We start from the raw sequence: 23433 nt of genomic DNA, 5'->3' as shown, positions 1-23433 counted from the left end.
CATGACCTATCTCCAGGAATCGAGCCGGCCTGCCGTGACGGTACCCAAACTGCAGGCAATGCGCGACGCCGGCGAGAAGATCGCGATGCTCACCTGCTACGACGCGAGCTTTTCCGCGCTGCTCGATCGCGCCGGCACCGACGTGCTGCTGATCGGCGATTCGCTCGGCAACGTGCTGCAGGGCCACACGACCACGCTGCCCGTGTCGATCGACGACATCGCGTACCACACCGCCTGTGTCGCACGGGCGCAGCCGCGCGCGCTCGTCGTCGCCGATCTGCCGTTCGGCACGTACGGCACGCCGGTCGACGCGTTCGCGAACGCGGTCAAGCTGATGCGCGCGGGCGCGCAGATGGTCAAGCTCGAAGGCGGCGAATGGCTCGCCGACACGATCCGTTTCCTCGTCGAACGCTCGGTGCCCGTCTGTGCGCACCTCGGCCTCACGCCGCAGTCGGTGCATGCGTTCGGCGGCTTCAAGGTTCAGGGCAAGACCGAAGCCGGCGCCGCGCAACTGCTGCGCGATGCGCGCGCGATCGAGGATGCCGGCGCGCAGCTCGTCGTGCTCGAAGCCGTGCCGACGCTCGTCGCGGCCGAGGTCACGCACATGCTGAAGATCCCGACGATCGGCATCGGCGCCGGCGTCGACTGCTCGGGGCAGGTGCTCGTGCTGCACGACATGCTCGGCGTGTTCCCCGGCAAGCGGCCGCGTTTCGTGAAGGATTTCATGCAGGGGCAGCCGAACATCCAGGCGGCCGTCGAAGCCTACGTGAGCGCGGTGAAGGATCGGTCGTTCCCCGGCCCCGAACACTCGTTCTGACGTGGAAGACCGGATGTAAAAAAGCGCGGCGCCCTTTGCAGGGCGCCGCGCTTTTTCGTTTGTGCGCCGCGTGGATGAACGAGGCACCGGAGCAAGCATACGGCGCCCGCTCCGTCACCTCGTCACTTCAGCACCGCGTCGAGCGCACCGCGCAGTGCATTGGTCAGCAACAGCCCCTGCGCGCGTGCGAGATCGTCGCGCGTCACGACGCGCTCCACCGCTCCGAATGCGCGATCGTCGAGCAGCACCCCGCGCATCACGCCCGGCAGCACGCCGGACGCCAGCGGCGGCGTCACCCACTGGCCGTCGAGCTTCACGAACAAGTTCGAGCGGCCGCCTTCCGTCACCTCGCCGCGCTCGTTGACGAACAGCATGTCGAACCCGCCGAGCGCCTCCGCCGCCTGCCACGCGCGGTCGTATTCGGCCCGGCGCGTGGTCTTGTGCAGCAGCAGTGCATCGCTCGCGCGGGTCGGCGCGAAGCCGTGCGCCGACGCAAGCAGCACACCGACCGGCCCCGCCGGCAGCGGCTTGAGCGGCGCCGCGACGATCTCGATCGTGCCGTCTTTCGCCAGCGTGAGCTTCATCCGGTACGCGCCGTCGCCGTCGAGCGCCGCGCAGCGTGCATCGATCTCGCGACGCAATGCGTCGGCGTCGAAGCGAAAGCCGAATACATCGGCGCTGCGCTGCAGCCGCGCGAGATGACGACTGAGATGGCGGATGCCGTCCGCCCGCGTGGCGGCCGTCGTTTCGAACAACTGGAAGCCGGGGTCGGCGTCCGTCAGGAATCGCGCTTTCAATTCGCACTCCGCATATTCGTCGGCCGCGACGCTGTCGAGCACGATGCCCGCTCCGACGCCCATCGTGCCGCGCCGCCGGCCGACGGTGGCGGTGCCCGTGCCGTCCGTGTCGTTGCTGTCGACGTCGACCGCATCGAGCGTCAGCGTCCGGATCGCGACCGACAGGCAGAAATCACCGCAACCGGCCACGCCGCCGGACGCTGCAGCGCCTGCCTGCCCGGCCTCGTCCTTCGGCGCATCGAGCCAGCCGATCGCACCCGTATAGAGCCCGCGCGGCGTCGACTCGATCGCGTCGATCAATTCCATCGTCTTGTACTTCGGCGCACCGGTGATCGATCCGCACGGAAACAGCGCGCGCAGCATCTGCGCGAACGTCGTGCCGTCGCGCCAGCCGGCTTCGACCGTCGACGTCATCTGCCACACCGACGCATACGGCTCGACGGAGAACAGCGCCGGCACCTTGACGGTGCCCGTGCGCGCGATCCGCGACACGTCGTTGCGCAGCAGGTCGACGATCATCACGTTCTCCGCGCGATTCTTCGGATCGCTCGCGAGGAACGCAGCGGCCGCCGCGTCTTCACCCGGGTCGGCCGAACGCGGCGCGGTGCCCTTCATCGGCCGCGCGCGCAGCACGTCGCCCTGCTTCTCGACGAACAGCTCGGGCGAGCACGATACGACCCACGCGCCGCCGGGCTGCGCGATCAGCGCACCGTACCGCACCGGCTGCCGCTCGCGCAGCCGCCGGTACAGCGCGAGCGGCGTGCCGAACACGTCGAAATTCAGCCGGTACGTGTAGTTGACCTGATACGAATCGCCCGCGCGCAGCGCGTCGTGCACCGCGCCGATCGCCGCGTCGAACGCATCGCGCGACACGCTCTTCGCGACATGCGCGACACCCGCGATCGACGGCGTGCCGCCGCCGTCCTGCTGCGCGAGCCACGCGTCGACTTCGTCGCGCGACAGCCGCTCGCAGCGCGCATACAGCAAAAAGCGCAGCGGGGCATGGCCCGGCTGCGCCCGTTGCAGGTTGCGTCCGAATGCGTAATCGCCGACGACGACCGCATGCAGCCCGTCGCGCAGATCCTGCGCGAGCGCCGCATCGATGGCGTCGAGCTGCGCCGGGTCCGTGCACACGCGTTCGCGCACGAAGCCCGAATACAAACGACTCGACCGCGCGGACGCGGTCGAGTCGCAATCGTCCAAGAGCGCGAACGACGCGCTCTCGTTGCCTTCTGTCATGCCGTTACTCGAAGAAGCTCTTCACACGGTCGAACCAGCTCTTGCTCTGCGGGCTGTGACGCGCACCGCCTTCGGCCAGCGACTTCTCGAACTGCTTGAGCAGGTCGCGCTGCTGGTCGGTCAGCTTCACGGGCGTCTCGACCTGCACGTGCACGTACAGATCGCCCGCGATGCTCGAGCGCAGCCCCTTGATGCCCTTGCCGCGCAGACGGAACGTCTTGCCCGACTGCGTGCCTTCCGGCACCGGGAACGACGCACGGCCGGCCAGCGTCGGCACCTCGATCTCGCCGCCGAGTGCGGCGGTCGTGAACGGGATCGGCATCTGGCAGTGGAGATCGTCGCCGTCGCGCTCGAACACCGAGTGCGGCTTGATGTGGATCTCGACGTACAGGTCGCCCGGCGGCCCGCCGTTGATGCCCGGCTCGCCGTTGCCGGCCGAGCGAATGCGCATCCCGTCGTCGATCCCGGCCGGGATCTTCACTTCGAGCGTCTTGGTTTCCTTCACCTTGCCCGACCCGTGGCAATGCGCGCACGGCTCGGGGATATAGGTGCCCGTGCCGTGACACTTCGGGCAGGTCTGCTGGATGCTGAAGAAGCCCTGCGACATGCGCACCGTGCCCTGGCCATGACAGGTCGGGCAGGTTTCCGGCTTCGTGCCGGGCTTCGCGCCCGACCCGTGGCAGACTTCGCACGACACCCAGCTCGGAACGCGGATCTGCGTGTCGTAGCCGTGCGCGGCCTGCTCGAGCGTGATTTCCATGCTGTAGCGCAGGTCGGCGCCGCGGTACACCTGCGGGCCGCCGCGGCCGCCGCGCGCGGCGCCGCCCGCGGCCTGGCCGAAGATGTCGCCGAAAATGTCGCCGAATGCATCCGCGAAGCCGCCGAAACCCTGTGCGCCCGCACCGCCCATGTTCGGATCGACGCCCGCGTGGCCGTACTGGTCGTACGCGGCCCGCTTCTGACCATCCGAGAGCATTTCATAGGCTTCCTTCACCTCCTTGAAATGCTCTTCCGCATCCTTGCTGTCCGGATTGCGGTCAGGGTGATACTTCATCGCAAGCTTGCGATATGCCTTCTTGATTTCGTCGTCGCTCGCATTCTTCGCGACGCCCAGAACCTCGTAGTAATCCCGTTTCGCCATATCGATTCACTGTGCCGCCACGCATCGCGCACGCGGCGGCTCCTTTCGCCCGCAGTAAAGTCTCTCGACTCGTCTGGCGCTGCACCGTCCGCGGACGGCTCGCGCAGCACCCGCCAAAAAACAAATGTGCCCGGAGGGCCGCAAGGCCCGCCAGGCGTGGAGTCGATCCGGCCATCCGGAAGGAAAGACAGACCGCTTGTCAGCCGCGCCGCGCGCGTTTTCGCGCGCGGCGTACGGTGTCGTTGCAACCCGGCTTAGTCCTTCTTCACTTCCTTGAACTCGGCGTCGACGACGTCGTCGGCAGCCTGTTGCGCACCGCCCGCGTGGGCCGCGCCTTCCGCTGCACCGGCCGCGCCGGCAGCACCCGCCTGCTGGGCCTGCATGTCGGCGTACATCTTCTCGCCGAGCTTCTGCGAGACCTTGCCGAGCTCCTCGACCTTCGCGTCGATCGCCGCCTTGTCGGCCGACGTGTCCTTCAGCACTTCTTCAAGCGACTTCAGCGACGCTTCGATGGCTTCCTTCTCGCCCGCGTCCAGCTTGTCGCCGTACTCGGTCAGCGCCTTCTTCGTGCTGTGCACCAGCGCGTCGCCCTGGTTGCGCGAATCGGCCAGCTCGCGCAGCTTGTGGTCTTCCGCTGCGTTCGCTTCCGCGTCCTTGATCATCTGGTCGATTTCAGCCTCGGACAGGCCCGAGTTCGCCTTGATCGTGATCTTGTTTTCCTTGCCGGTCGCCTTGTCCTTCGCGCCGACGTGCAGGATGCCGTTCGCGTCGATGTCGAAGGTCACTTCGATCTGCGGCACGCCGCGCGGTGCCGGCGGGATGCCTTCGAGGTTGAACTCGCCGAGCAGCTTGTTGCCCGCTGCCATTTCGCGTTCGCCCTGGAACACCTTGATCGTCACGGCGCCCTGGTTGTCGTCCGCCGTCGAGTACACCTGGGCGTGCTTCGTCGGGATCGTCGTGTTCTTGTTGATCATCTTCGTCATCACGCCGCCGAGCGTCTCGATACCGAGCGACAGCGGGGTCACGTCGAGCAGCAGCACGTCCTTGCGGTCGCCCGACAGCACCTGGCCCTGGATCGCCGCACCGACCGCGACGGCTTCGTCCGGGTTCACGTCACGGCGCGGATCCTTGCCGAAGAACTCCTTCACCTTCTCCATGACCTTCGGCATGCGCGTCTGGCCGCCGACCAGGATCACGTCGTCGATGTCCGACACCTTGACGCCTGCGTCCTTGATCGCGATGCGGCACGGTTCGATCGTGCGCTCGACGAGGTCTTCCACCAGCGCTTCCAGCTTCGCGCGGGTGATCTTCAGGTTCAAGTGCTTCGGGCCCGACGCGTCCGCCGTGATGTACGGCAGGTTGATTTCGGTCTGCTGGCCCGACGACAGCTCGATCTTCGCCTTTTCAGCGGCTTCCTTCAGGCGCTGCAGCGCGAGCACGTCCTTCGACAGGTCGACGCCCTGCTCCTTCTTGAACTCGCCGATGATGTAATCGATGATGCGCTGGTCGAAGTCTTCGCCGCCGAGGAACGTGTCGCCGTTGGTCGACAGCACTTCGAACTGCATTTCGCCGTCGACGTCCGCGATCTCGATGATCGACACGTCGAACGTGCCGCCGCCGAGGTCATACACGGCGATCTTGCGGTCGCCCTTCTCGACCTTGTCGAGGCCGAACGCGAGCGCGGCTGCGGTCGGCTCGTTGATGATCCGCTTGACTTCGAGGCCCGCGATGCGGCCGGCGTCCTTGGTCGCCTGGCGCTGGCTGTCGTTGAAGTACGCCGGCACCGTGATCACGGCTTCCGTGACCGGCTCGCCGAGGTAGTCTTCGGCCGTCTTCTTCATCTTGCGCAGCACTTCAGCCGACACCTGCGGCGGCGCGAGCTTTTCGCCGTGCGCTTCGACCCATGCATCGCCGTTGTCGGCCTTGATGATCGAGTACGGCATCAGGCCGATGTCCTTCTGGACTTCCTTCTCTTCGAAACGGCGGCCGATCAGGCGCTTCACGGCGAACAGCGTGTTCTTCGGGTTGGTCACCGACTGGCGCTTGGCCGGCGCGCCGACGAGCACTTCGTTGTCGTCCATGTACGCGATGATCGACGGCGTGGTGCGCGTGCCTTCCGAGTTCTCGATGACCTTGACCTGGTTGCCTTCCATGATGGCGACGCACGAGTTCGTGGTGCCGAGGTCAATACCGATGATCTTTCCCATTTTTTCCTAATCTCCAGAAATGCTTGTTTGCTGCACGAAACGCCGCGTTTTTGGGCGGTTTCGCACGCCAGAATTCAACTCTGTTCCCGAAATGCGTCCGCCCGATCCGTTTTCAAGACCCGACGAGCGATGCGGATATTAAATTTTTTCAATCGCCGCCGGCTAGCGGATCGTGCGGGCCGCCGGTGCGTTCGCCGGCCGGTGCGGCGGCCGCCGCGGCGATCTTCCCGCGCGCCGCCGCGACGGCCGCCTGGAACTGCGCGAGGCCGTGCCAGCCGGTCGCGCGCCCCAGCCGCTTGCCGCGGTGGAAGAAGAACCACGTCGGCACGCCGTGCAGCCCGAAGCGGCGCCCCAGTTCATGGTGTTCGTACACGTTGCAATGGAACCACCTCAGGCCCAGCGCGCGGATGGCATCGGGCTGGGCGAGCATCGCCTTTTTCGCGATCTCGCAGTTGAAGCAGTCGACGCCCCAGAAGAACACCACGGCCAGCGCATCGCCCGCGCCGTCGATGGCCGCGTCGAACGTGCCGGCGTCGAGCGCCTGCATGTCGAACGCGTCGAACGCGGCCGGATCGACGCCGGCGGGCACCATGTCGGCCGCCTTACTTCGGCTGGGCGACGGTGACGAGCGCCGGGCGCAGCACGCGGTCGGCGATCGTATAGCCCTTTTGCAGCACCGAGACGACGGTGTTCGGCTCCTGCTCGGCCGGCACCATCGAAATGGCCTGGTGCTGGTGCGGATCGAACTTCTCGCCGATCGGGTTGATCGCGACGACGCGGCCCTTCTCGAGCGCGCTCGTCAGCTGGCGCAGCGTCAGCTCGACGCCTTCGCGCACCTTCGCGATATCGCCGGAGGTATCGTTGACGGCCGCTTCCAGGCTGTCCAGCACGGGCAGCAGGTGCTCCGCGAAGCTTTCGATCGCGAACTTGTGCGCCTTCGACACGTCGTCCTGCGCGCGGCGGCGCACGTTCTCGGTCTCGGCCTTCGCCCGCAAGAAGCTTTCCTGGAGCTCGGCGACCTTGGCTTGAGCCTCCGCGAGCGCCGCGTCGGCAGCTTCGGCAGCGGGTGCGGCGCCTTGCGCCGCCTGCTTCTCGCTGCCGACGTCTTCGGCCGATGGGGTAGTCGGGTTCTCTTGCGTGTTTTCCATGTCGCTGAAAGTCGATTAGAGGTTGAAGCCAAATCGGCAACCATCGGACGTATACCCGACGGCACCGCACATTACTGGTGCAAATAAGGGCGAAAACTGCAATTTCAAGAGGGTCTTTCGCCGGCATTCGCCAATGCCGTGAAACAACCGCGCACTTTCCGGTGCAGGCGTCGCATAGTCCGCCGGATCGGGCGAAACGGCCTGTAACAACGCTTACCGGGCAAGTACTAGCTCCGCACAGGCCGGCTGCACTACACTCCATTCAAGCGTCGGAAAGCGTGTTTACCCTGAGCTGACCGTCGCCTGACATCCACCTGGCGCCGTTTTCACCCTTGTTATCGAGGGGAGTACCGTGAAACTGACCTTTGCGATATCGGTGGTCGCGCTGGTACTCATTGCCGGCACCACCACCATCTGCCTGTCCGGAGCCGTCACCGACCGCACGACCGAATACGGAAGCGCGCGGGCGACGTTCGACCAGATGTTCAGCTCCCACCAGAAAATCTGTCGATGATGCGCCGGTCGCGCTTCGTCGGCCGGCCGTGCAGTTCGGCCGCCGGCTCGCGATACGTGCGGCGACGCTCCAGTTCGGCGAGCCGCGCGGCCCGCCCCGCTTCCGTTTCAGCGTAGAGCGTCTGCGCGACGCTCGCGGGCCCGCGCACGTCGCACACGCCCAGCACGGCAATGTGCCAGACGATGCCGTCGATCGCAATCTCCACCTCGTCGCCGACCCGCACGTCCTTCGACGGCTTGACCGCCGCGCCGCCGATCTTCACGTGCCCCTTGTCGACCGCATCGGTCGCGAGCGAGCGCGTCTTGAAGAACCGGGCCGCCCACAGCCATTTGTCGATGCGCAGCTTCGCGCCCGGCTCCGTGGAAATCTTGTAGTTCATGTCAGTCTCCGCCGGGCCGCCCTGCAAAGGCCGGCCGCGCCTTCGGGCGGCAGCGAGTGCAGTGGACGCGGCAGTCGTTTCATCTCAGTTGACCGGTTCGGGCTGCGCAGCCTTGACGGGCCAGCCCTGCAGATTCTCCGCGACGATCTCGCCGAGCGCGCCGATCCACGCGGACGCGCCGTTCAGGCACGGAATCCGGTGAAAAGTCTTGCCGCCGCCGGCGAGGAACTCGTCGCGCACCTCCATGCCGATTTCCTCGATCGTCTCCAGGCAATCGGCCGTGAAGCCGGGACAGAACACGTCGGCGCGCCGCACGCCGGCCTCGCCGAATTCGCGCAGCGTCGGCGCGGTGTACGGCTGAAGCCATTCGGCCTTGCCGAAGCGTGACTGGAACGTGACGCGGCATTCGGTGGTCGACAGCCCGAGCGCGGCCATCAGCAACGCGCCCGTCTGCTGACACTGGTCGTGATACGGGTCGCCGAGATCGAGCGTGCGCTTGGGCACGCCATGGAAACTCAGCACCAGCTTGTCGCCGGCCGCGAAATCGGGCCGGCCGTGCTGCGCCCAGTACTGGCGCACCTGCTCGGCCAGCGCATGGATATAGGCCGGATGGTCGGCGTAGTGCCGCACCGTGCGCACTTCCGGCTGATTGCGCATGCGCGCCAGCGCGTCGAACGCGGCATCGAAGGCGGTGGCCGTGGTCGACGCCGAGTATTGCGGATACATCGGCATCAGCAGCACGCGCTCGACGCCGGCACGCTTGAACTGCGCGAGCGCATGCGAAATGTTCGGGCTGCCGTAGCGCATCGCGTAGTCCACCATCACGTGATAGCCGTTCGACGTGAGCAGATGGCGCACGCTGTCGGTCTGGCGCTCGGTGTACACGCGCAGCGGCGAACCCTCGGGCATCCAGACGGCCGCGTATTTCTTCGCGGACGCGCGGCCGCGCAGCGGCAGGATCAGCGTGCGCAGCAGCACCTGCCAGACGGCCTGCGGGATTTCGACGACCCGCGGGTCCGACAGGAATTCGGCCAGGTAGCGCCGTACGGCGCGCGGCGTGGGCGCGTCGGGTGTGCCGAGATTGATCAGCAGCACACCGATGCGATGGGCGGCCGCGACGCTCGAAGGCGGCTCAAGATCGAAACGCATGGGCAAGAACGTGCTCGAGGCACGGGACCGGACGGTCCTCGATTATAGCGGGCCGCCCCGTGCCGTTCGGCCGACTGTCGCCGCGAGCGGCGGCGCGGCACGATAGCGGGGCGGGATCGGGCAGGCGATTGTCCGCCACCGCCGGCGGGTCACCGGTTATTGCTGGCTCAGCGTGAGCGACAGCAGGCGCGCGGTGATGTCGACGATCGGGATCACGCGGTTGTACGCCATCCGGGTCGGGCCGATCACGCCGAGCGTGCCGACGATCTGCCCGTTCACCTCGTACGGCGCGGTGACGACGCTCATTTCCTCGATCGGCACGAGCGTCGATTCGCCGCCGATGAAGATCTGCACGCCCTGGGCGTGGCTCGACACGTCGAGCAGTTGCAGGAGGCCCGTCTTTTGGTCGAATACGTCGAACAGCTTGCGCAGCCGCGCCATGTCGGAAGAAAGATCCGCCACTTCGAGCAGGTTGCGCTCGCCGGAAATCAGCACGGTGTCCTCGGTGTCGGGCACCTCGGTGCTGGCCGTCACGGCCGCGTGCATCAGCGTCGTCATGTCGCCGCGCAACTGGTCGATCTCGTCGCGCAGGCGGCGGCGCACCTCGTCGAACGACAGGCCGGCGAAATGCGCATTGATGTAGTTGGACGCCTCGGTCAGCTGCGACGGCGAATAGTCGCGCGGCGTCGCGAGCATGCGGTTCTGCACGTCGCCCTCGGGCGTGACGATGATCAGCAGGATGCGCTTGTCGGACAGGCGCATGAACTCGATCTGCTTGAACACGTGGCTGCGGCGCGGCGTCAGCACGACGCCCGCGAACTGCGACAGGTTCGACAGCACGCTCGCGGCGGCCGCGACCACCCGCTGCTGCGGCTCGCCGGCCTGCAGCGTGTTCTGCACCTGGCGCGCGACGGCCTCGGCGTCGATCGGCGCCTCGACCGTCAGCATCGTATCGACGAACAGCCGGTACCCGCGCGGCGTCGGCACGCGGCCGGCCGACGTGTGCGGGCTCGACACGAGGCCGAGCTCCTCCAGGTCGGACATCACGTTGCGGATCGTCGCCGGGCTCAGCTCGAGCCCGGAGTAACGGGACAACGTGCGCGAGCCGACCGGCTGACCGTCGGCGATATACCGTTCGATCAGGGTTTTCAGGAGGGTTCGTGCGCGAGGATCTAGCATGGTGGAAAATTTTAGCGCAACCGCGCGACTGCGGCGAGTACCGTCGGCCACCGTTGCGCGGGGCGGCCCGATCCGGCCCCGTCGGCGCACAGCCGGTTCTTTTCGTCAACGAGCTATGGTGTAATGCCGGCATGAAAACCGGTAATCAGTTCAAGACTGTCGCGCTCGTCGGCCGGAGCAACACGCCCGGCATCGCCGAACCGCTCGCCACGCTGGCGGACAGCATCGCCACGCTCGGCTTCGAGGTCGTCTTCGAAGGCGATACCGCGCGGGAAATCGGCATCGCCGGCTATCCGGCGCTCACCCCGGCCGAAATCGGGGCACGAGCGGACGTGGCGATCGTGCTCGGCGGCGACGGCACGATGCTCGGCATCGGCCGCCAGCTCGCGCCGTACCGGACCCCGCTGATCGGCATCAACCACGGGCGGCTCGGCTTCATCACCGACATCGCGGCGTCCGACATGCAGGCGCTCGTGCCGGTGATGCTGGCCGGCAAGTTCGAGCGCGAGGAGCGCTCGCTGCTCGAGGCGCGGATCGTGCGCGACGGCGAACCGATCTACCACGCGCTCGCGTTCAACGACGTCGTCGTGAACCGCAGCGGCTTCTCCGGGATGGTCGAGCTGCGCGCGTCGGTCGACGGCCGCTACATGTACAACCAGCGCTCGGACGGCCTGATCGTCGCGACGCCCACCGGCTCGACCGCGTACGCGCTGTCGTCGGCCGGCCCGATCCTCCATCCGCAGCTGGCGGGCGTCGTGCTCGTGCCGATCGCGCCGCACGCGCTGTCGAACCGGCCGATCGTGCTGCCCGACGATTCGAAGATCGCGATCCAGATCGTCGGCGGCCGCGACGTCAACGTGAACTTCGACATGCAGTCGTTCACGTCGCTCGAACTGAACGATACGATCGAGGTGCGCCGCTCGAAGCACACGGTGCCGTTCCTGCACCCGATCGGCTACAGCTACTACACGACGCTGCGCAAGAAGCTGCACTGGAACGAACACGCATCGAACGAAGACGACAAGGCGTCCTGACGCCGCCGCCCCCGACACCATGCTCCGCCACCTCTCGATCCGCGACTTCGTCATCGTCGCCGCGCTCGATCTCGAATTCGACAGCGGCTTTTCCGTCTTTTCCGGCGAAACCGGCGCCGGCAAATCGATCCTGATCGACGCCCTGGCCCTCGCGCTCGGCGAACGCGCCGACGCAAGCGTCGTGCGCACCGGCTGCGGTCGCGCCGACATCACGGCCGAATTCACGCCGCACGACCGCGTCGCGCGCTGGCTCGACGAACACGCGTTCGACGCCGAGGACAGCGTGATGCTGCGCCGCGTGATCGACGCGAACGGCCGCTCGCGCGCATTCATCAACGGCACCAGCGCGACGCTCGCGCAACTGCGCGAACTCGGCGAAATGCTCGTCGACATCCACGGCCAGCACGCGCACCAGTTGCTGATGCGGCCCGACGCGCAGCGCGAGCTGTTCGACACGCATGCGGGGCTCGTCGCCGATGCCGCGAACGTCGCGCGCGCGTGGCGCGTATGGCGCGACGCGACGCAGGCGATCGACGCCGCGAAGGCGCACGAGCGCGAACTGCAGCTCGAGCGCGAAAAGCTCGCGTGGCAGCTCGCCGAACTCGACAAGCTCGCGCCGCAAGCCGGCGAATGGGACGAAGTCAGCAACGAACACAAGCGCCTGTCGCATTCGGCGAACCTGATCGAAGGCGTGCGCGGCGCGCTCAACGCGCTGTCCGAGTCCGACGACGCGATGCTCGCGCAGCTCGGCGCGATCGTGTCGAAGCTGCGCAGCCTGGCCGACTACGACACCGCGCTCGGCGATGCGCTCGCGTCGCTGGAGCCGGCCGAGATCCAGTTGCAGGAAGCCGTCTACTCGCTGTCGCACTACGCGCAGCGCGTCGACCTCGACCCGGAGCGGCTCGCGCAGGTCGAAGCGCGTCTCGACGCGCTGCACTCGACCGCCCGCAAGTTCCGGCTGCCGCCCGACACGCTGCACGAAGAGCATGCGGCGCGCCGCGCGCAACTCGCCGCGCTCGACGCGGCCGCCGATCTCGGCGCGCTCGAAGCGGCGCAGGCCAAGGCGCGGGAAGCCTATCTCGCCGACGCCAAACGCCTGTCGAAAGCGCGCGCGCAGGCGGCCAAGGCGCTCGGCACGGCCGTCACGGCCGGCATGCAGGAATTGTCGATGGCGGGCGGGAGCTTCGAAGTCGCGCTCGTGCCGCTCGCCGACGGCGGCCCGCACGGGCTCGAACAGGTCGAGTTCCGCGTGGCCGGGCACCCGGGCGTGCCGCTGCGGCCGCTCGCGAAGGTCGCGTCGGGCGGCGAGCTCGCGCGGATCAGCCTCGCGCTCGCGGTGATCGCCAGCGCGGCGAGCCCGACGCCGACGCTGATCTTCGACGAAGTCGACACGGGGATCGGCGGCGGCGTCGCCGAAGTGGTCGGCCGCCTGCTGCACCAGCTCGGGCGCGACCGCCAGGTGTTGTGCGTGACGCACCTGCCGCAGGTCGCCGCGCGCGGCGACCATCATTTCCAGGTGGCGAAAGGCGCCGACGAGCGTGGCGGCACGGTGTCGTCGGTCGTCGCACTCGACAAGGCGAGCCGCGTCGAGGAAGTCGCGCGGATGCTCGGCGGGCTGGAAATCACGGCCACCACACGTAAGCACGCGAAGGAAATGCTGGCGGCCTGACGCTGGCACCGCATTGGCCGAATGCAGGAAGACCGGCGCATGCGCCGGTCTTTTTTCACGGACGGACGATCGGCTGCTCGATCGCATCCGCCTTGCGCCGCCGAATCGTCCGTGGAATTCGAACGCGCGCCTCAAACGCCCGTTTCAGCCGCCCTGAACATCAACGGCCCCGAACACGCGCTCCCACAGCGCCGTCACGGCCGCCCGCTCGTCCGCCACCACCGCCGGGTCGACGCGCGCCTTCTCCATCCCGTCGAGCCGCAGCTTGTGCTGGAGTTTCCGGTACTTGCGGTACGCCGCGCCGACGCGCTCGGCCTCGTCCTCGCCCATCAGCCCGAAACGCGCGACCTCGCGCAGCAGCGCGATGTTGCCGGTATTGCGGATCAGCTCCGCGTCGCTCGACGCATGCAGCAACACCCAGTACTGGACGATGAACTCGATGTCGACCATCCCGCCGCGATCGTGCTTCAGGTCGAACAGCTCGGTGTGGTTCGGATGGCCGGCGAACACCTTGCCGCGCATGTCGACGATCTCCTTGGCGAGCACGCCGCCATCGCGCGGCGTCGTCAGCACCTGCTGGCGGATCGCCTCGAAAGCCGCGCCGATCTGCGCGTCGCCCGCGCTGTAGCGGGCGCGCGTCAGCGCCTGGTGCTCCCACACCCACGCGGTGTTCGCCGCATCGCCCTCGCGCAACTGGTAGCGGCGGAACGCGTCGAGATCGGTGACGAGCAGCCCGGCCTCGCCGTTCGGCCGCAGCCGCAGGTCGATGTCGAACAGCGCGCCCGCGCCGGTCGCGGTCGTGAGCCACGTGATCAGGCGCCGCGTGAAGGTCGTGTAGACGTCCGCCGAGCGCTCGTCCGGGTCGTCGTACAGGAAGATCAGGTCGAGATCCGACGCGTAGCCGAGCTCCTTGCCGCCCAGCTTGCCGTACGCGATCACCGCGAACTTCGGCACGTCGCGGTGGCGCTTCGCGAGCTGCGACCAGACGACTTCGATCGTCACGTCGAGCACCGCGTCGGCCAGCTCGGACAGCCGGTCGCTCACATGCTCGACCGACAGTTGCCCGGCCAGGTCGATCAGCAGGATCCGGAACACCTCCGCGTGCTGCGCGTGGCGCAGCAGGTCCATCTGCTGCTCGGGGCCGTCCGCCGCCGCGAGCCGCGCGCGCAGCGCATCCTTGAACGCGGGCCAGTCGAACGGGCTCGCGATCGCCTCGTCGTCGAGCAATTCGTCGAGCAGCTGCGGGTGGCGGATCAGGTAGCCGCCGCCCCAGCGCGTCGCGCCGAGCACCGACAGCACACGGTCGAGCGCGGCCGGATATTCGGTCAGCAGCGCGAGATAGACGCCGCGCCGGCTCACCGTCTCGAGCAGATCGAACAGGCGCACGATCGTGTCGTCGCGGCGCGCGGCGTCGATCGTCGGCGCGGCGTCGAGCGCGCGCTGCGCGACGCTGTCGAAGCGCTGCCGGCTCTTTTCCGGCAGCCCCGTATAACGCGACGATTGCCAGATCGCGCGCAGCCGCGCGAGCACGGCGGCCGGATCGGCGAACCCGAGGCCGTCGAGGCGCGCGACCAGCGCGTCGTCCTCGCCGTCGTCGGCCAGCGCGCCGCTCCAGATCCACGCGGCCGCCGTATCGTCACCCGCCGTGCAAGGGCCGCCGCCCTTCACCTTGTCCGCGAAGATCTGGTCGAACTGCGCCTCGACGAAGTTCCGGTGTTCGTCCAGCACCGTCATCAGCGCCGCATAGTCGGCAAAACCGAGCGACGCGGCCAGCGCCGCGCGCTCGTCGGGCTCGACCGGCATCGCGTGCGTCTGCGCGTCGTTGCGGTACTGCAGCCGGTGCTCGAGCGTGCGCAGGAAATTGTAGGCGTCGGTCAGGCGCGCGCACACGTCGTCGCCGATCAGCCCGCGCGCCTGCGCATGCCGCAGCACCGCGAGCGTCGGCCGCACGCGGAATTCCGCATCCTGGCCGCCGCGGATCAGCTGGAACACCTGCGCGCTGAACTCGATCTCGCGGATCCCGCCGCGCCCGAGCTTGATGTCGTCGGCCTTGTCGGGCCGCATCGACGCGCGCCGCGCGGCTTCGTGCCGGATCTGCTGGTGCAGCGAACGGATCGCGCCGATCACGCCGAAATCGAGATAGCGACGGTAGACGAACGGCTTGACGATCGATTCCAGCTGCGCCGCCAGCCGCTGCGCCGCGTCGCTGTCGCCTTCCGACACGAGCCGCCCCTTGATCCACGCATAGCGCTCCCACTCGCGCCCCTGCACGTAGAAATATTCCTCGAGCATGCCGATGCTGCAGACGAGCGGCCCCGAATCGCCGTTCGGGCGCAGCCGCATATCGACGCGAAACACGTAGCCGTCGGCCGTGACCTCGGACAGCACGCCGATCAGGCGCCGGCCGAGCCGCGTGAAGTATTCCTGCGTGGACAGCGGCGACCGCGTGCCGCCGGTGGTTTCGCCGTCGTCCTCGTAGACGAAGATCAGGTCGATGTCCGACGACACGTTCAACTCGCGGCCGCCGAGCTTGCCCATCCCGACCACGCCGAGCACGACGCGCTGGCCGTCGGCGCCGCGCGGCTCGCCGTACAGCGCCTCGAGTTCGGCCGACAGCAGCGCGAGCGAGCGCTGCACGGCCACTTCGGCGAGATCGGTCATCGCGCCGGTGACCTCGGCGACGTCCGCCAGCCCGCGCAGGTCGCGTTCCGCGACCGCGCCGAACGCCTCGGCGCGCAACTGCCGCAGCGCGCGCTTCAGTTGCTCCTCGCCCGGCGCGGCCGTGCCGGCGGGCGTCGCGAGCAACTCGGTGAGGCGCGCGTCGAGCTGCGCGCGGCCGAGCGGCGCGGCCGCCCACGCGGCAATCTGTTCGGCCAGCGCGGGCCGCGCGGCAGCCGCGCGGGCAAGGTATCGGGAATAGGACGTGCTGATCAGGGCGGATGCGTCGGTCATCGAGAAGCGGGCCTGGCGGAAAAGGCCGGCCGGCTGCGGGCCGGCGCGTGCGCGCCCCGCGGCCGGCCAGCCCCATGGACTCGGCGCGGCCCCGCCGGACGCGCGTGCGCCCGTCGCGACACCGCGCGCCGGAAAGCCCGTGCCGTGCAGCCCCCAACGGCCGCCGGCACGAACCCCTGTGATACATTTCAACGTCAGTCTGCAAAACTACCATATCGCCGCCCGTCCGCCGCATGTCCGACCGTCAGGAATCCGCCGTAGCTGCGCCCGAAGCGGGACCTCCGAAGCACGATCATCCGGTCCTGCGTCGCGTGTTCAGGGTGACGCTGGCAGTCGGCATCGGCACCTACTTCATCGCGTCCGGCGCCTTCCTCGGGCTGCGCTACGTGGTGCTGCCCCGCATCGACGAATTCCGCCCGCGCATCGAGCGCGCCGTGTCCGACAAGCTCCACGCCCAGCTTTCGATCGGCAAGCTTTCCCCGAACTGGTCCGGCATGCAGCCGGGCGTCGAACTCACGAACCTGACGATCCGCGGCCGTGACGGCAAGGTCGCGCTGTCGGTGCCGCACGCGACGGCCGCGCTGTCGTGGATGTCGCTGCTGCGGCTGTCGCCCGCGCTGTCGAGCCTGATCGTCGACCAGCCCGATCTCGTGGTCGCGCGGGCGGCCGACGGCTCGCTGAGCGTCGCGGGCGTCGGCGTCGCCACCACCCACGGCGGCAACGACACGTTCGGCACCTGGCTGCTCAAACAGGAGGCGATCGTGCTGCGCGGCGGCACGCTGCGCTGGCGCGATGCGCAGCACGCCGCGCCGGAGCTCGTGCTGTCCGGCATCCGGATCGCGGTGCTCAACGACGGCCGCGTGCACAAGGCGGCGCTGCAGGCGCCGGCCAACGGCACGCTGCTGCTCGGCCCGCTCGATTTCCGCGCGCGCTTCAAGCACAAGCCGCTCGCGCCGATCGGCAAGCCCGCGAACTGGACCGGCGACGCGTACCTGTCGACCGGCCCCGTCGACCTGCAGACGCTCACGCGCTATCTCGACGTGCCGCTCACGATCCATGCGGGCCGGATCGACAACGCGATCTGGGCGACCTTCGGCGACGGCCACCTGCGCTCGGCGGGCGGCGACCTGCAAGGCGCCGACGTCGCGCTGCGCGTGCGCCCGACGCAGCCGCGGCTCGACGTGCCGACGGTCGGCTTCGGCTGGGACATGGTGCTCGATGCGGGCCACGACTACACGCTGCACCTGACCCGCTTCAATGCGGAGCTCGGCCAGCCGCCGCTGCCGGACGGCACGCCGCTCGCCCGCTCGCTCGCGCTGTCGACGCTGACGGCGCGCTACCGCGTGCCGACCGCGAACCAGGGGCAACTGCTCAGCGTGGTCGGCGACCGCGTCGATCTCGGCATCCTCAGCGAATTCATCCGCGGGCTGCCGCTGCCGGCGCGCCTGCGCAACGAGCTGATCAAGATCGACCCGCGCGGGATGGTGTCGAACTATCACATCGAGGTCGAGCGCGCGAAACCCGCGCATGCCGATCTCGCCGACGAGGAGCGGCGCATGGGCGCCGCGCCGATCGTCCGCTACCGCTTCCTCGGCGATCTGCAAGGCATCAGCTTCGCCGCGCAGGAGCCGCCGCCCGGGCTCTCGCCGCGCGGCCACCCGCGCGCCGGCTGGCCGGGGGTCGAGAACCTGTGGGGCCGCGTCGATGCCAACGAGACGGGCGGCTCCGCGCATATCGACACCGTCAAAGCGGCCGTCACCGTGCCCGGCGAATTCGACGAGCCGCGCCTGACGTTCGACCGGTTGCGCGGCAACGCCAAATGGACGATCACGCCCGCGCCCGGCGACAAGCATGCGCGCGTCGACGTGTCGCTGCCCGACCTGCTCGTGTCGAATCCCGATGCCGAAATCGCGGTGTCGGGCTCGTACACGAACCCGGGCCACGGCCGCGGCACGCTCGACCTGCGCGCCGATTTCGCCCGCGCGTCGGTCGCGCGCATTCCGCGCTACCTGCCGACCGGGATGTCCGAGCACCTGCGCGACTATCTCGGCCACGCATTGCAGGACGGCACCGTGAGCAAGGGCGCGTCGATCGTCGCGCGCGGCCCGCTCGAGAAATTCCCGTTCGAACACGAGCCGGACGCCGGCGTGTTCCATATCGTCGCGCCGTTCACCGGCGGCCGCTTCGAGCCGACGCCATACCCGCCGCGCAAGCTCGCGAACGGCACGCCGAGCGTCTGGCCGGCGCTCGACGGGATCGACGGCGTGTTCGAGCTCGCGCAGAACAAGCTGCGTTTCGACATCCAGCGCGCGCACTACAAGCGCGTCGCGCTGACGAAGGTCGCGGGCCGCATCGACGACCTCGGCAATCCGTCGCACTCGCCGCTGATCATCGACGGCCATGCGCAGGGCCCGCTCACCGACCTGATCGACTACGCGGACAACAGCTCGCTCGGCACGATGAGCAACCATATCGGCCAGCGGATCGACGCGCAGGGCCCCGCGTCGCTCGCGCTGAAGATCACGATTCCGCAACACGTCCCCCATCCGCACACGCACGTCGAAGGCGCGCTCGCGTTCAGCGGCAACACACTGTCGACGAGCGGCGTGCCGCCGCTGTCGGCCCTGCGCGGCAGCGTGCGCTTCACCGAGGCCGGCGCGTCGCTGCACGACCTGTCGGGGCGCTTCCTCGGCGGCCCGGTGCGCGCGAACGGCAGCTTCCGGTCGCACGGCCCGTACGCGGTGGACGTCGACGGCCGGCTCGCGCTCGACGCCGCCCGCGGCCTGAACCTGCACGGCGCGGCCGCCGCGCTGCTCGAGCACGTGGTCGGCGACGCACCGTACAAGGTCGCGGTGCGCGGCGCGCCGGGCCGCCTGCCGACGTGAGCGCGCAATCCGACCTGACGGGCGTCGCGCTGAACTTCCCGGCGCCGTTCGCGAAACCGGCCGGCACGCCGATGCCGTTTCGCTTCACGCTGCAGCCGGCGCCGCAGGTGGACGGCAAGCGCCTCGAACATGCCGACCTGACGCTCGGCCCGGTGACCGCGACCTACCTGCTCGACGCGACGCGCGGCCAGCCGCTGCGCGCGGTACGCGGCGCGATGGGCATCCACCGGATGCCCGACATGCCGCAGGACGGCGTGAGCGCGGCCGTCGACGTCGCCGAGCTGGACGCCGACGCGTGGCTCGCCCTCGCCCACACGCTGAAGCCCGACACGCCGCGCGCGCCGGAACCGCAGGCCGCACCGCGCGTCGATTTCGCGAGCTTCGCGCCGAAGCGCTTCGCGTTCCATTTCGGCACGCTGAAGCTGCTCAAGCGCAACTGGGAGAACGTGATCGTCGGCGCGTCGCACGTCGACGACCTCTGGCAGGCGAACATCGCGTCGAACCAGGTCTCGGGCTACCTGTCGTGGGCACCGGGCGGCGGTCACAACGGCGCGGGCGTGCTGAACGCGCGGCTCGCGAAGCTGGTCGTGCCGCAGAGTTCGCAGCACGACCTCGTCGGCCGCGCGATGAACCTGCCGACGCCGACCGACCGCCCGATGCCGTCGATCGACCTGATCGTCGACCAGGTCGTCGCGCGCGATCACGACATCGGCCGGCTCGTCGTCAACGCGCGCAACATCGACGAAGACGGCACGCCCGTGTGGCAACTCGACAAGCTGGAACTGGCGAACCCGGCCGCGAAGCTCACGGCGACCGGCAACTGGCGCACCTCGCGCCGCGCGCTGGCCCGCGGCGCCGACGAAAACGACGCGCCGCGCCGCACCGTGTTCGACTTCAAGCTCGACATCGACAACGCGGGCGCGCTGCTCGACCGCGTCGGCCTGCCGCGCACGCTCGCGGACGGTCACGGCTCGGTCACGGGCAAGGTCGGCTGGCGCGGCGGCCCGACCGCGGTCGACTTCCCGTCGCTCGGCGGCCAGGTCGCGCTCGATCTCGAACACGGGAAGATCCTGAAGGTCGACCCGGGCGCGGCGAAACTGCTCGGCGTGCTGAGCCTGCAGAGCCTCGCGCGCTTCCTGACGCTGAATTTCCGCGACGTGGTCGGCAAGGGGCTGCCGTTCGACAAGATCACCGGTACCGGCCGGATTTCGAACGGGATCGCGCGCACCGACGACTTCTCGATGATGACGGGCCCCGCGAACGTCACCGTGCGCGGGGCGGTCGATCTCGGCACCGAAACGCAGGACCTGCATGCGCACGTCGCGCCGAAGATCAGCGCGGGCGCCGCGGCGATCGGGGCGGCCATCATCAATCCGCTGCTCGGCGTCGGCGTGCTGGCCGCGAACTACGCGCTGTCCCAGACGCTGTCGCGCGCATTCGCGCTCGACTACGCGATCACCGGCTCGTGGGCGCACCCGCACATCGAGCGGGTGGGAAGCGATCAGGGTAAGATGAATCACGGTCCGGCCGATGCCTCGAGCCATTGAGCACGCATCGACCCACGCAGCGCGCCGGGCCGCACCCCATTTATGACGCAACCGATTCCGCGATGACCGACCCCGCCCGTTCCGCCACGCCCTTCCAGGTCGCCGCGCTGCAGATGGTGAGCACGCCGGACGTCACCCGCAATCTCGCCGAAGCGCGCCGCCTGATCGCGGAAGCCGCCGGTGAAGGCGCGCAGCTCGTGCTGCTGCCCGAGTATTTCTGCTTCATGGGCCACCGCGACACCGACAAGCTCGCGCTCGCCGAACCGTACCGGGACGGCCCGATCCAGCAGTTCCTCGCCGACGCCGCGCGCCGCCACGGCATCTGGGTGATCGGCGGCACGCTGCCGCTGAAGGCGCCGGAACCCGATCGCGTGCTGAACACGACGCTCGTGTTCGATCCGTCCGGCAACGAGGCCGCACGCTACGACAAGATCCACCTGTTCAACTTCGAGAAAGGCGACGAATCGTTCGACGAGGCGCGCACGATCCGCGCGGGCGATACGGTCGTCGCGTTCGACGCGCCGTTCGGGCAGGTCGGCCTGTCGGTCTGTTACGATCTCCGCTTTCCGGAGCTGTATCGCCGCATGGGCGACTGCGCGCTGATGGTCGTGCCGTCGGCGTTTACGTATACGACGGGCCGCGCGCACTGGGAAATGCTGCTGCGCGCGCGGGCCGTCGAGAACCAGTGCTACGTGCTCGCGGCCGCGCAGGGCGGCAAGCACGAGAACGGCCGGCGCACGTGGGGCCACAGCATGCTGATCGACCCGTGGGGCGAGATCGTCGCGGTGCGCGACGAGGGCGCCAGCGTCGTGCTCGGCACGCTCGATCCGCAACGCATCGCCGACGTACGCCAGAGCCTGCCCGCGTGGCGGCACCGCGTGCTGACCTGAATCCGCCGCACCGCTTGAAACGCCGCGCGGCCCACCCATCTGCCCGGCAGCACCCGACAACTTTTTGAGAATCCCGATATCCGCATGAACATCATCGAACCCGGCATCCGCAACCTCGCACTCGCGAAGGACATCCTGCTCACGCCGTACGGCCTCGACGAAAGCCTGCTCACGCGCACGATCGCCGACATCTTCACGCATCGTGTCGACTACGCGGACCTGTATTTCCAGGCGACCCGCAGCGAAGCGTGGAGCCTCGAGGAAGGCATCGTCAAATCGGGCAGCTTCAGCATCGACCAGGGCGTCGGCGTGCGCGCGGTCGCGGGCGACCGCACCGCGTTCGCGTACTCGGACGACCTGTCGCCCGAGGCCATCGCGCAAGCCGCCGCCGCCACCAAGGCGATCGCGGCGGCCGGCGGCGGCCGCCAGAAAATCAAGGCCGCCTCGTCGCTGAGGGGCATCTCGGGCCGCGACCTATACCTGCCGTCCGACCCGCTCGCGTCGCTCGACGCGACGGCCAAGGTCAAGTTGCTGGAGCGCATCGAGCAGATGGCGCGCGGGCGCGACCCGCGCATCACGCAGGTGATGGCCGGCCTCGCCGGCGAATACGACGTCGTGCTGGTCGCGCGCAGCGACGGCGCGCTCGCGGCCGACATCCGGCCGCTGGTGCGCGTGTCGGTGACGGTGATCGCCGAGCAGAACGGCCGCCGCGAGATCGGCTCGGGCGGCGGCGGCGGCCGCTTCGACTACGGCTACTTCACCGACGAAGTCCTGTCGCGCTACGTCGACGACGCCGTGCACGCGGCGCTCGTCAACCTCGACGCCCGCCCCGCGCCGGCCGGCGCGATGACGGTCGTGCTCGGGCCGGGCTGGCCGGGCGTGCTGCTGCACGAGGCGATCGGCCACGGCCTCGAAGGCGACTTCAACCGCAAGGGCTCGTCGGCATTCGCGGGCCGGATCGGCGAGCAGGTCGCCGCGAAGGGCGTGACGGTGGTCGACGACGGCACGCTGCCGAACCGCCGCGGCTCGCTGAACATCGACGACGAAGGCAACCCGACGCAGTGCACGACGCTGATCGAGGACGGCATCCTGAAGGGCTACATCCAGGACACGCTGAACGCACGCCTGATGAAGATGCCGGTCACGGGCAACGCGCGGCGCGAGTCGTACGCGGCGCTGCCGATGCCGCGCATGACGAACACGTACATGCTGAACGGCGACAAGGACCCGCAGGAAATCATCGCGTCGGTGAAGAACGGCCTGTACGCGGTGAACTTCGGCGGCGGCCAGGTCGACATCACGAACGGCAAGTTCGTGTTCTCGGCGTCCGAGGCGTACATGATCGAGAACGGCAAGATCACCTACCCGGTGAAGGGCGCGACGCTGATCGGCAGCGGCCCGGAATCGCTGAAGTACGTGAGCATGATCGGCAACGACATGTCGCTCGACACGGGCGTCGGCGTATGCGGCAAGGAAGGCCAGAGCGTGCCGGTCGGCGTCGGCCAGCCGACCCTGCGGATCGACAGGATGACGGTCGGCGGTACGGCATAACCGCATCGCGGCGCAGACAATCCGCGCATTTTGACGAAAACGCGCGGATTGTCCGCATTTTTGAACGTCCCCGGTTGCCAGCCGCGCGGGGACCGGGTATAAATTCCGAATCAACTTTTTTGACGAGCCGAATTTCCGTCATGTCCGCCAAGTTTTACTTTTACTTTTTTTGGTATCTCAGACCGCTGGCGGATCGAGAGGGTTGATGGCGCGTAAAGCGCAACCGAAATTCCCGAAAAAACCGCCGGCGAACCCGGCGGTTTTTTTTCGCCCTTCGCCAGCCGGTCGCCGCCGCAGCCGTTCAGCAGCCCCGACCGGCACCACTGAATCGCCCG

Annotated in this window: 15 protein-coding genes and 1 pseudogene; 7 read left to right on the top strand and 9 right to left on the bottom strand. The window is 68.6% G+C overall.

Annotated features, from left to right (window positions below; genetic code table 11):
- Position 1 precedes the first annotated feature (1 nt).
- Positions 2 to 817 carry a 3-methyl-2-oxobutanoate hydroxymethyltransferase gene (panB, locus tag AP428_RS01070; protein ID WP_006476834.1) on the top strand — a complete coding sequence of 272 codons (816 nt, stop codon included), beginning with the start codon at positions 2 to 4 and terminating at the stop codon, positions 815 to 817.
- 122 nt (positions 818 to 939) lie between these two features.
- Here panB and AP428_RS01065 read toward each other — a convergent pair whose 3' ends face one another.
- From AP428_RS01065 to grpE, 5 genes are all read right to left on the bottom strand, one after another.
- Complete coding sequence (locus tag AP428_RS01065; RefSeq protein WP_054927384.1) at positions 940 to 2853, bottom strand: chorismate-binding protein; 1914 nt, start codon at positions 2851 to 2853, stop codon at positions 940 to 942.
- Between the two features lie 4 nt (positions 2854 to 2857).
- Entirely contained in the window at positions 2858 to 3994 is a 1137-nt protein-coding gene (gene dnaJ / locus AP428_RS01060) for a molecular chaperone DnaJ (protein ID WP_053524347.1), read from the bottom strand.
- Positions 3995 to 4248: 254 nt separating this feature from the next.
- Positions 4249 to 6201: a molecular chaperone DnaK gene (gene dnaK / locus AP428_RS01055; RefSeq protein WP_006476838.1), complete on the bottom strand. Its 1953-nt coding sequence runs from the start codon at positions 6199 to 6201 to the stop codon at positions 4249 to 4251.
- A gap of 148 nt (positions 6202 to 6349) precedes the next feature.
- Positions 6350 to 6793: a thioredoxin family protein gene (locus AP428_RS01050; RefSeq protein ID WP_054927383.1), complete on the bottom strand. Its 444-nt coding sequence runs from the start codon at positions 6791 to 6793 to the stop codon at positions 6350 to 6352.
- 10 nt (positions 6794 to 6803) lie between these two features.
- Positions 6804 to 7349 carry a nucleotide exchange factor GrpE gene (gene grpE, locus AP428_RS01045; RefSeq protein ID WP_054927382.1) on the bottom strand — a complete coding sequence of 182 codons (546 nt, stop codon included), beginning with the start codon at positions 7347 to 7349 and terminating at the stop codon, positions 6804 to 6806.
- 352 nt (positions 7350 to 7701) lie between these two features.
- Here grpE and AP428_RS37075 point away from each other — a divergent pair, with 352 nt between their 5' ends.
- Positions 7702 to 7863 carry a hypothetical protein gene (locus tag AP428_RS37075; RefSeq protein ID WP_006476841.1) on the top strand — a complete coding sequence of 54 codons (162 nt, stop codon included), beginning with the start codon at positions 7702 to 7704 and terminating at the stop codon, positions 7861 to 7863.
- Here the strand turns inward: AP428_RS37075 and AP428_RS01040 are convergent.
- The 3 genes from AP428_RS01040 to hrcA all read right to left on the bottom strand — a co-directional run bounded on the left by AP428_RS01040 (position 7835) and on the right by hrcA (position 10570).
- Positions 7835 to 8242: an RNA-binding S4 domain-containing protein gene (locus AP428_RS01040; protein WP_027807182.1), complete on the bottom strand. Its 408-nt coding sequence runs from the start codon at positions 8240 to 8242 to the stop codon at positions 7835 to 7837. The two genes, AP428_RS37075 and AP428_RS01040, sit on opposite strands and share 29 nt — an antisense overlap.
- An 84-nt stretch (positions 8243 to 8326) precedes the next feature.
- Complete coding sequence (gene hemH / locus AP428_RS01035) at positions 8327 to 9391, bottom strand: ferrochelatase (RefSeq protein ID WP_027810726.1); 1065 nt, start codon at positions 9389 to 9391, stop codon at positions 8327 to 8329.
- A gap of 156 nt (positions 9392 to 9547) precedes the next feature.
- Entirely contained in the window at positions 9548 to 10570 is a 1023-nt protein-coding gene (gene hrcA / locus AP428_RS01030; RefSeq protein ID WP_011544637.1) for a heat-inducible transcriptional repressor HrcA, read from the bottom strand.
- A gap of 131 nt (positions 10571 to 10701) precedes the next feature.
- Here hrcA and AP428_RS01025 point away from each other — a divergent pair, with 131 nt between their 5' ends.
- Together AP428_RS01025 and recN are read left to right on the top strand one after the other, a co-directional pair.
- Positions 10702 to 11604, top strand: a complete 903-nt coding sequence (locus AP428_RS01025; RefSeq protein ID WP_011544636.1) for an NAD kinase — start codon at positions 10702 to 10704, stop codon at positions 11602 to 11604.
- A 19-nt stretch (positions 11605 to 11623) separates the two neighbouring features.
- Positions 11624 to 13273, top strand: a complete 1650-nt coding sequence (gene recN / locus AP428_RS01020) for a DNA repair protein RecN (RefSeq protein ID WP_006476847.1) — start codon at positions 11624 to 11626, stop codon at positions 13271 to 13273.
- A 144-nt stretch (positions 13274 to 13417) separates the two neighbouring features.
- Here the strand turns inward: recN and glnE are convergent, their stop codons facing one another.
- Positions 13418 to 16225, bottom strand: a complete 2808-nt coding sequence (gene glnE / locus AP428_RS01015; RefSeq protein ID WP_054927381.1) for a bifunctional [glutamate--ammonia ligase]-adenylyl-L-tyrosine phosphorylase/[glutamate--ammonia-ligase] adenylyltransferase — start codon at positions 16223 to 16225, stop codon at positions 13418 to 13420.
- Between the two features lie 233 nt (positions 16226 to 16458).
- Here glnE and AP428_RS01010 point away from each other — a divergent pair.
- The 3 genes and pseudogenes from AP428_RS01010 (at position 16459) to tldD (ending at position 23098) form a co-directional block, all read left to right on the top strand.
- A pseudogene (locus tag AP428_RS01010) lies at positions 16459 to 20657 on the top strand (YhdP family protein).
- A gap of 62 nt (positions 20658 to 20719) precedes the next feature.
- The gene (locus AP428_RS01005; RefSeq protein ID WP_012327936.1) at positions 20720 to 21547 is read left to right on the top strand and encodes a carbon-nitrogen hydrolase family protein; all 828 of its coding nucleotides are present in this window, start codon (positions 20720 to 20722) and stop codon (positions 21545 to 21547) included.
- An 84-nt stretch (positions 21548 to 21631) separates the two neighbouring features.
- Entirely contained in the window at positions 21632 to 23098 is a 1467-nt protein-coding gene (tldD, locus tag AP428_RS01000) for a metalloprotease TldD (protein ID WP_054927380.1), read from the top strand.
- Positions 23099 to 23433 lie beyond the last annotated feature (335 nt).

It is taken from the genome of Burkholderia sp. E168m22, assembly GCF_001319805.1.
GTDB classification, from domain to species: Bacteria; Pseudomonadota; Gammaproteobacteria; order Burkholderiales; family Burkholderiaceae; genus Burkholderia; species Burkholderia orbicola.
Note: the sequence above shows the minus strand (reverse complement) of the source record. Positions and strands in the feature narration are given on the sequence as shown.

Coding starts and splice junctions, on each gene's coding strand:
- AP428_RS01040 (WP_027807182.1), bottom strand. CDS start 8,242: ATGAACTACAAGATTTCCACGGAGCCGGGCGCGAAGCTGCGCATCGAC.
- dnaK (WP_006476838.1), bottom strand. CDS start 6,201: ATGGGAAAGATCATCGGTATTGACCTCGGCACCACGAACTCGTGCGTC.
- tldD (WP_054927380.1), top strand. CDS start 21,632: ATGAACATCATCGAACCCGGCATCCGCAACCTCGCACTCGCGAAGGAC.
- AP428_RS01005 (WP_012327936.1), top strand. CDS start 20,720: ATGACCGACCCCGCCCGTTCCGCCACGCCCTTCCAGGTCGCCGCGCTG.
- AP428_RS01050 (WP_054927383.1), bottom strand. CDS start 6,793: ATGGTGCCCGCCGGCGTCGATCCGGCCGCGTTCGACGCGTTCGACATG.
- dnaJ (WP_053524347.1), bottom strand. CDS start 3,994: ATGGCGAAACGGGATTACTACGAGGTTCTGGGCGTCGCGAAGAATGCG.
- panB (WP_006476834.1), top strand. CDS start 2: ATGACCTATCTCCAGGAATCGAGCCGGCCTGCCGTGACGGTACCCAAA.
- hrcA (WP_011544637.1), bottom strand. CDS start 10,570: ATGCTAGATCCTCGCGCACGAACCCTCCTGAAAACCCTGATCGAACGG.
- recN (WP_006476847.1), top strand. CDS start 11,624: ATGCTCCGCCACCTCTCGATCCGCGACTTCGTCATCGTCGCCGCGCTC.
- glnE (WP_054927381.1), bottom strand. CDS start 16,225: ATGACCGACGCATCCGCCCTGATCAGCACGTCCTATTCCCGATACCTT.
- AP428_RS01025 (WP_011544636.1), top strand. CDS start 10,702: ATGAAAACCGGTAATCAGTTCAAGACTGTCGCGCTCGTCGGCCGGAGC.
- AP428_RS01065 (WP_054927384.1), bottom strand. CDS start 2,853: ATGACAGAAGGCAACGAGAGCGCGTCGTTCGCGCTCTTGGACGATTGC.
- grpE (WP_054927382.1), bottom strand. CDS start 7,349: ATGGAAAACACGCAAGAGAACCCGACTACCCCATCGGCCGAAGACGTC.
- hemH (WP_027810726.1), bottom strand. CDS start 9,391: ATGCGTTTCGATCTTGAGCCGCCTTCGAGCGTCGCGGCCGCCCATCGC.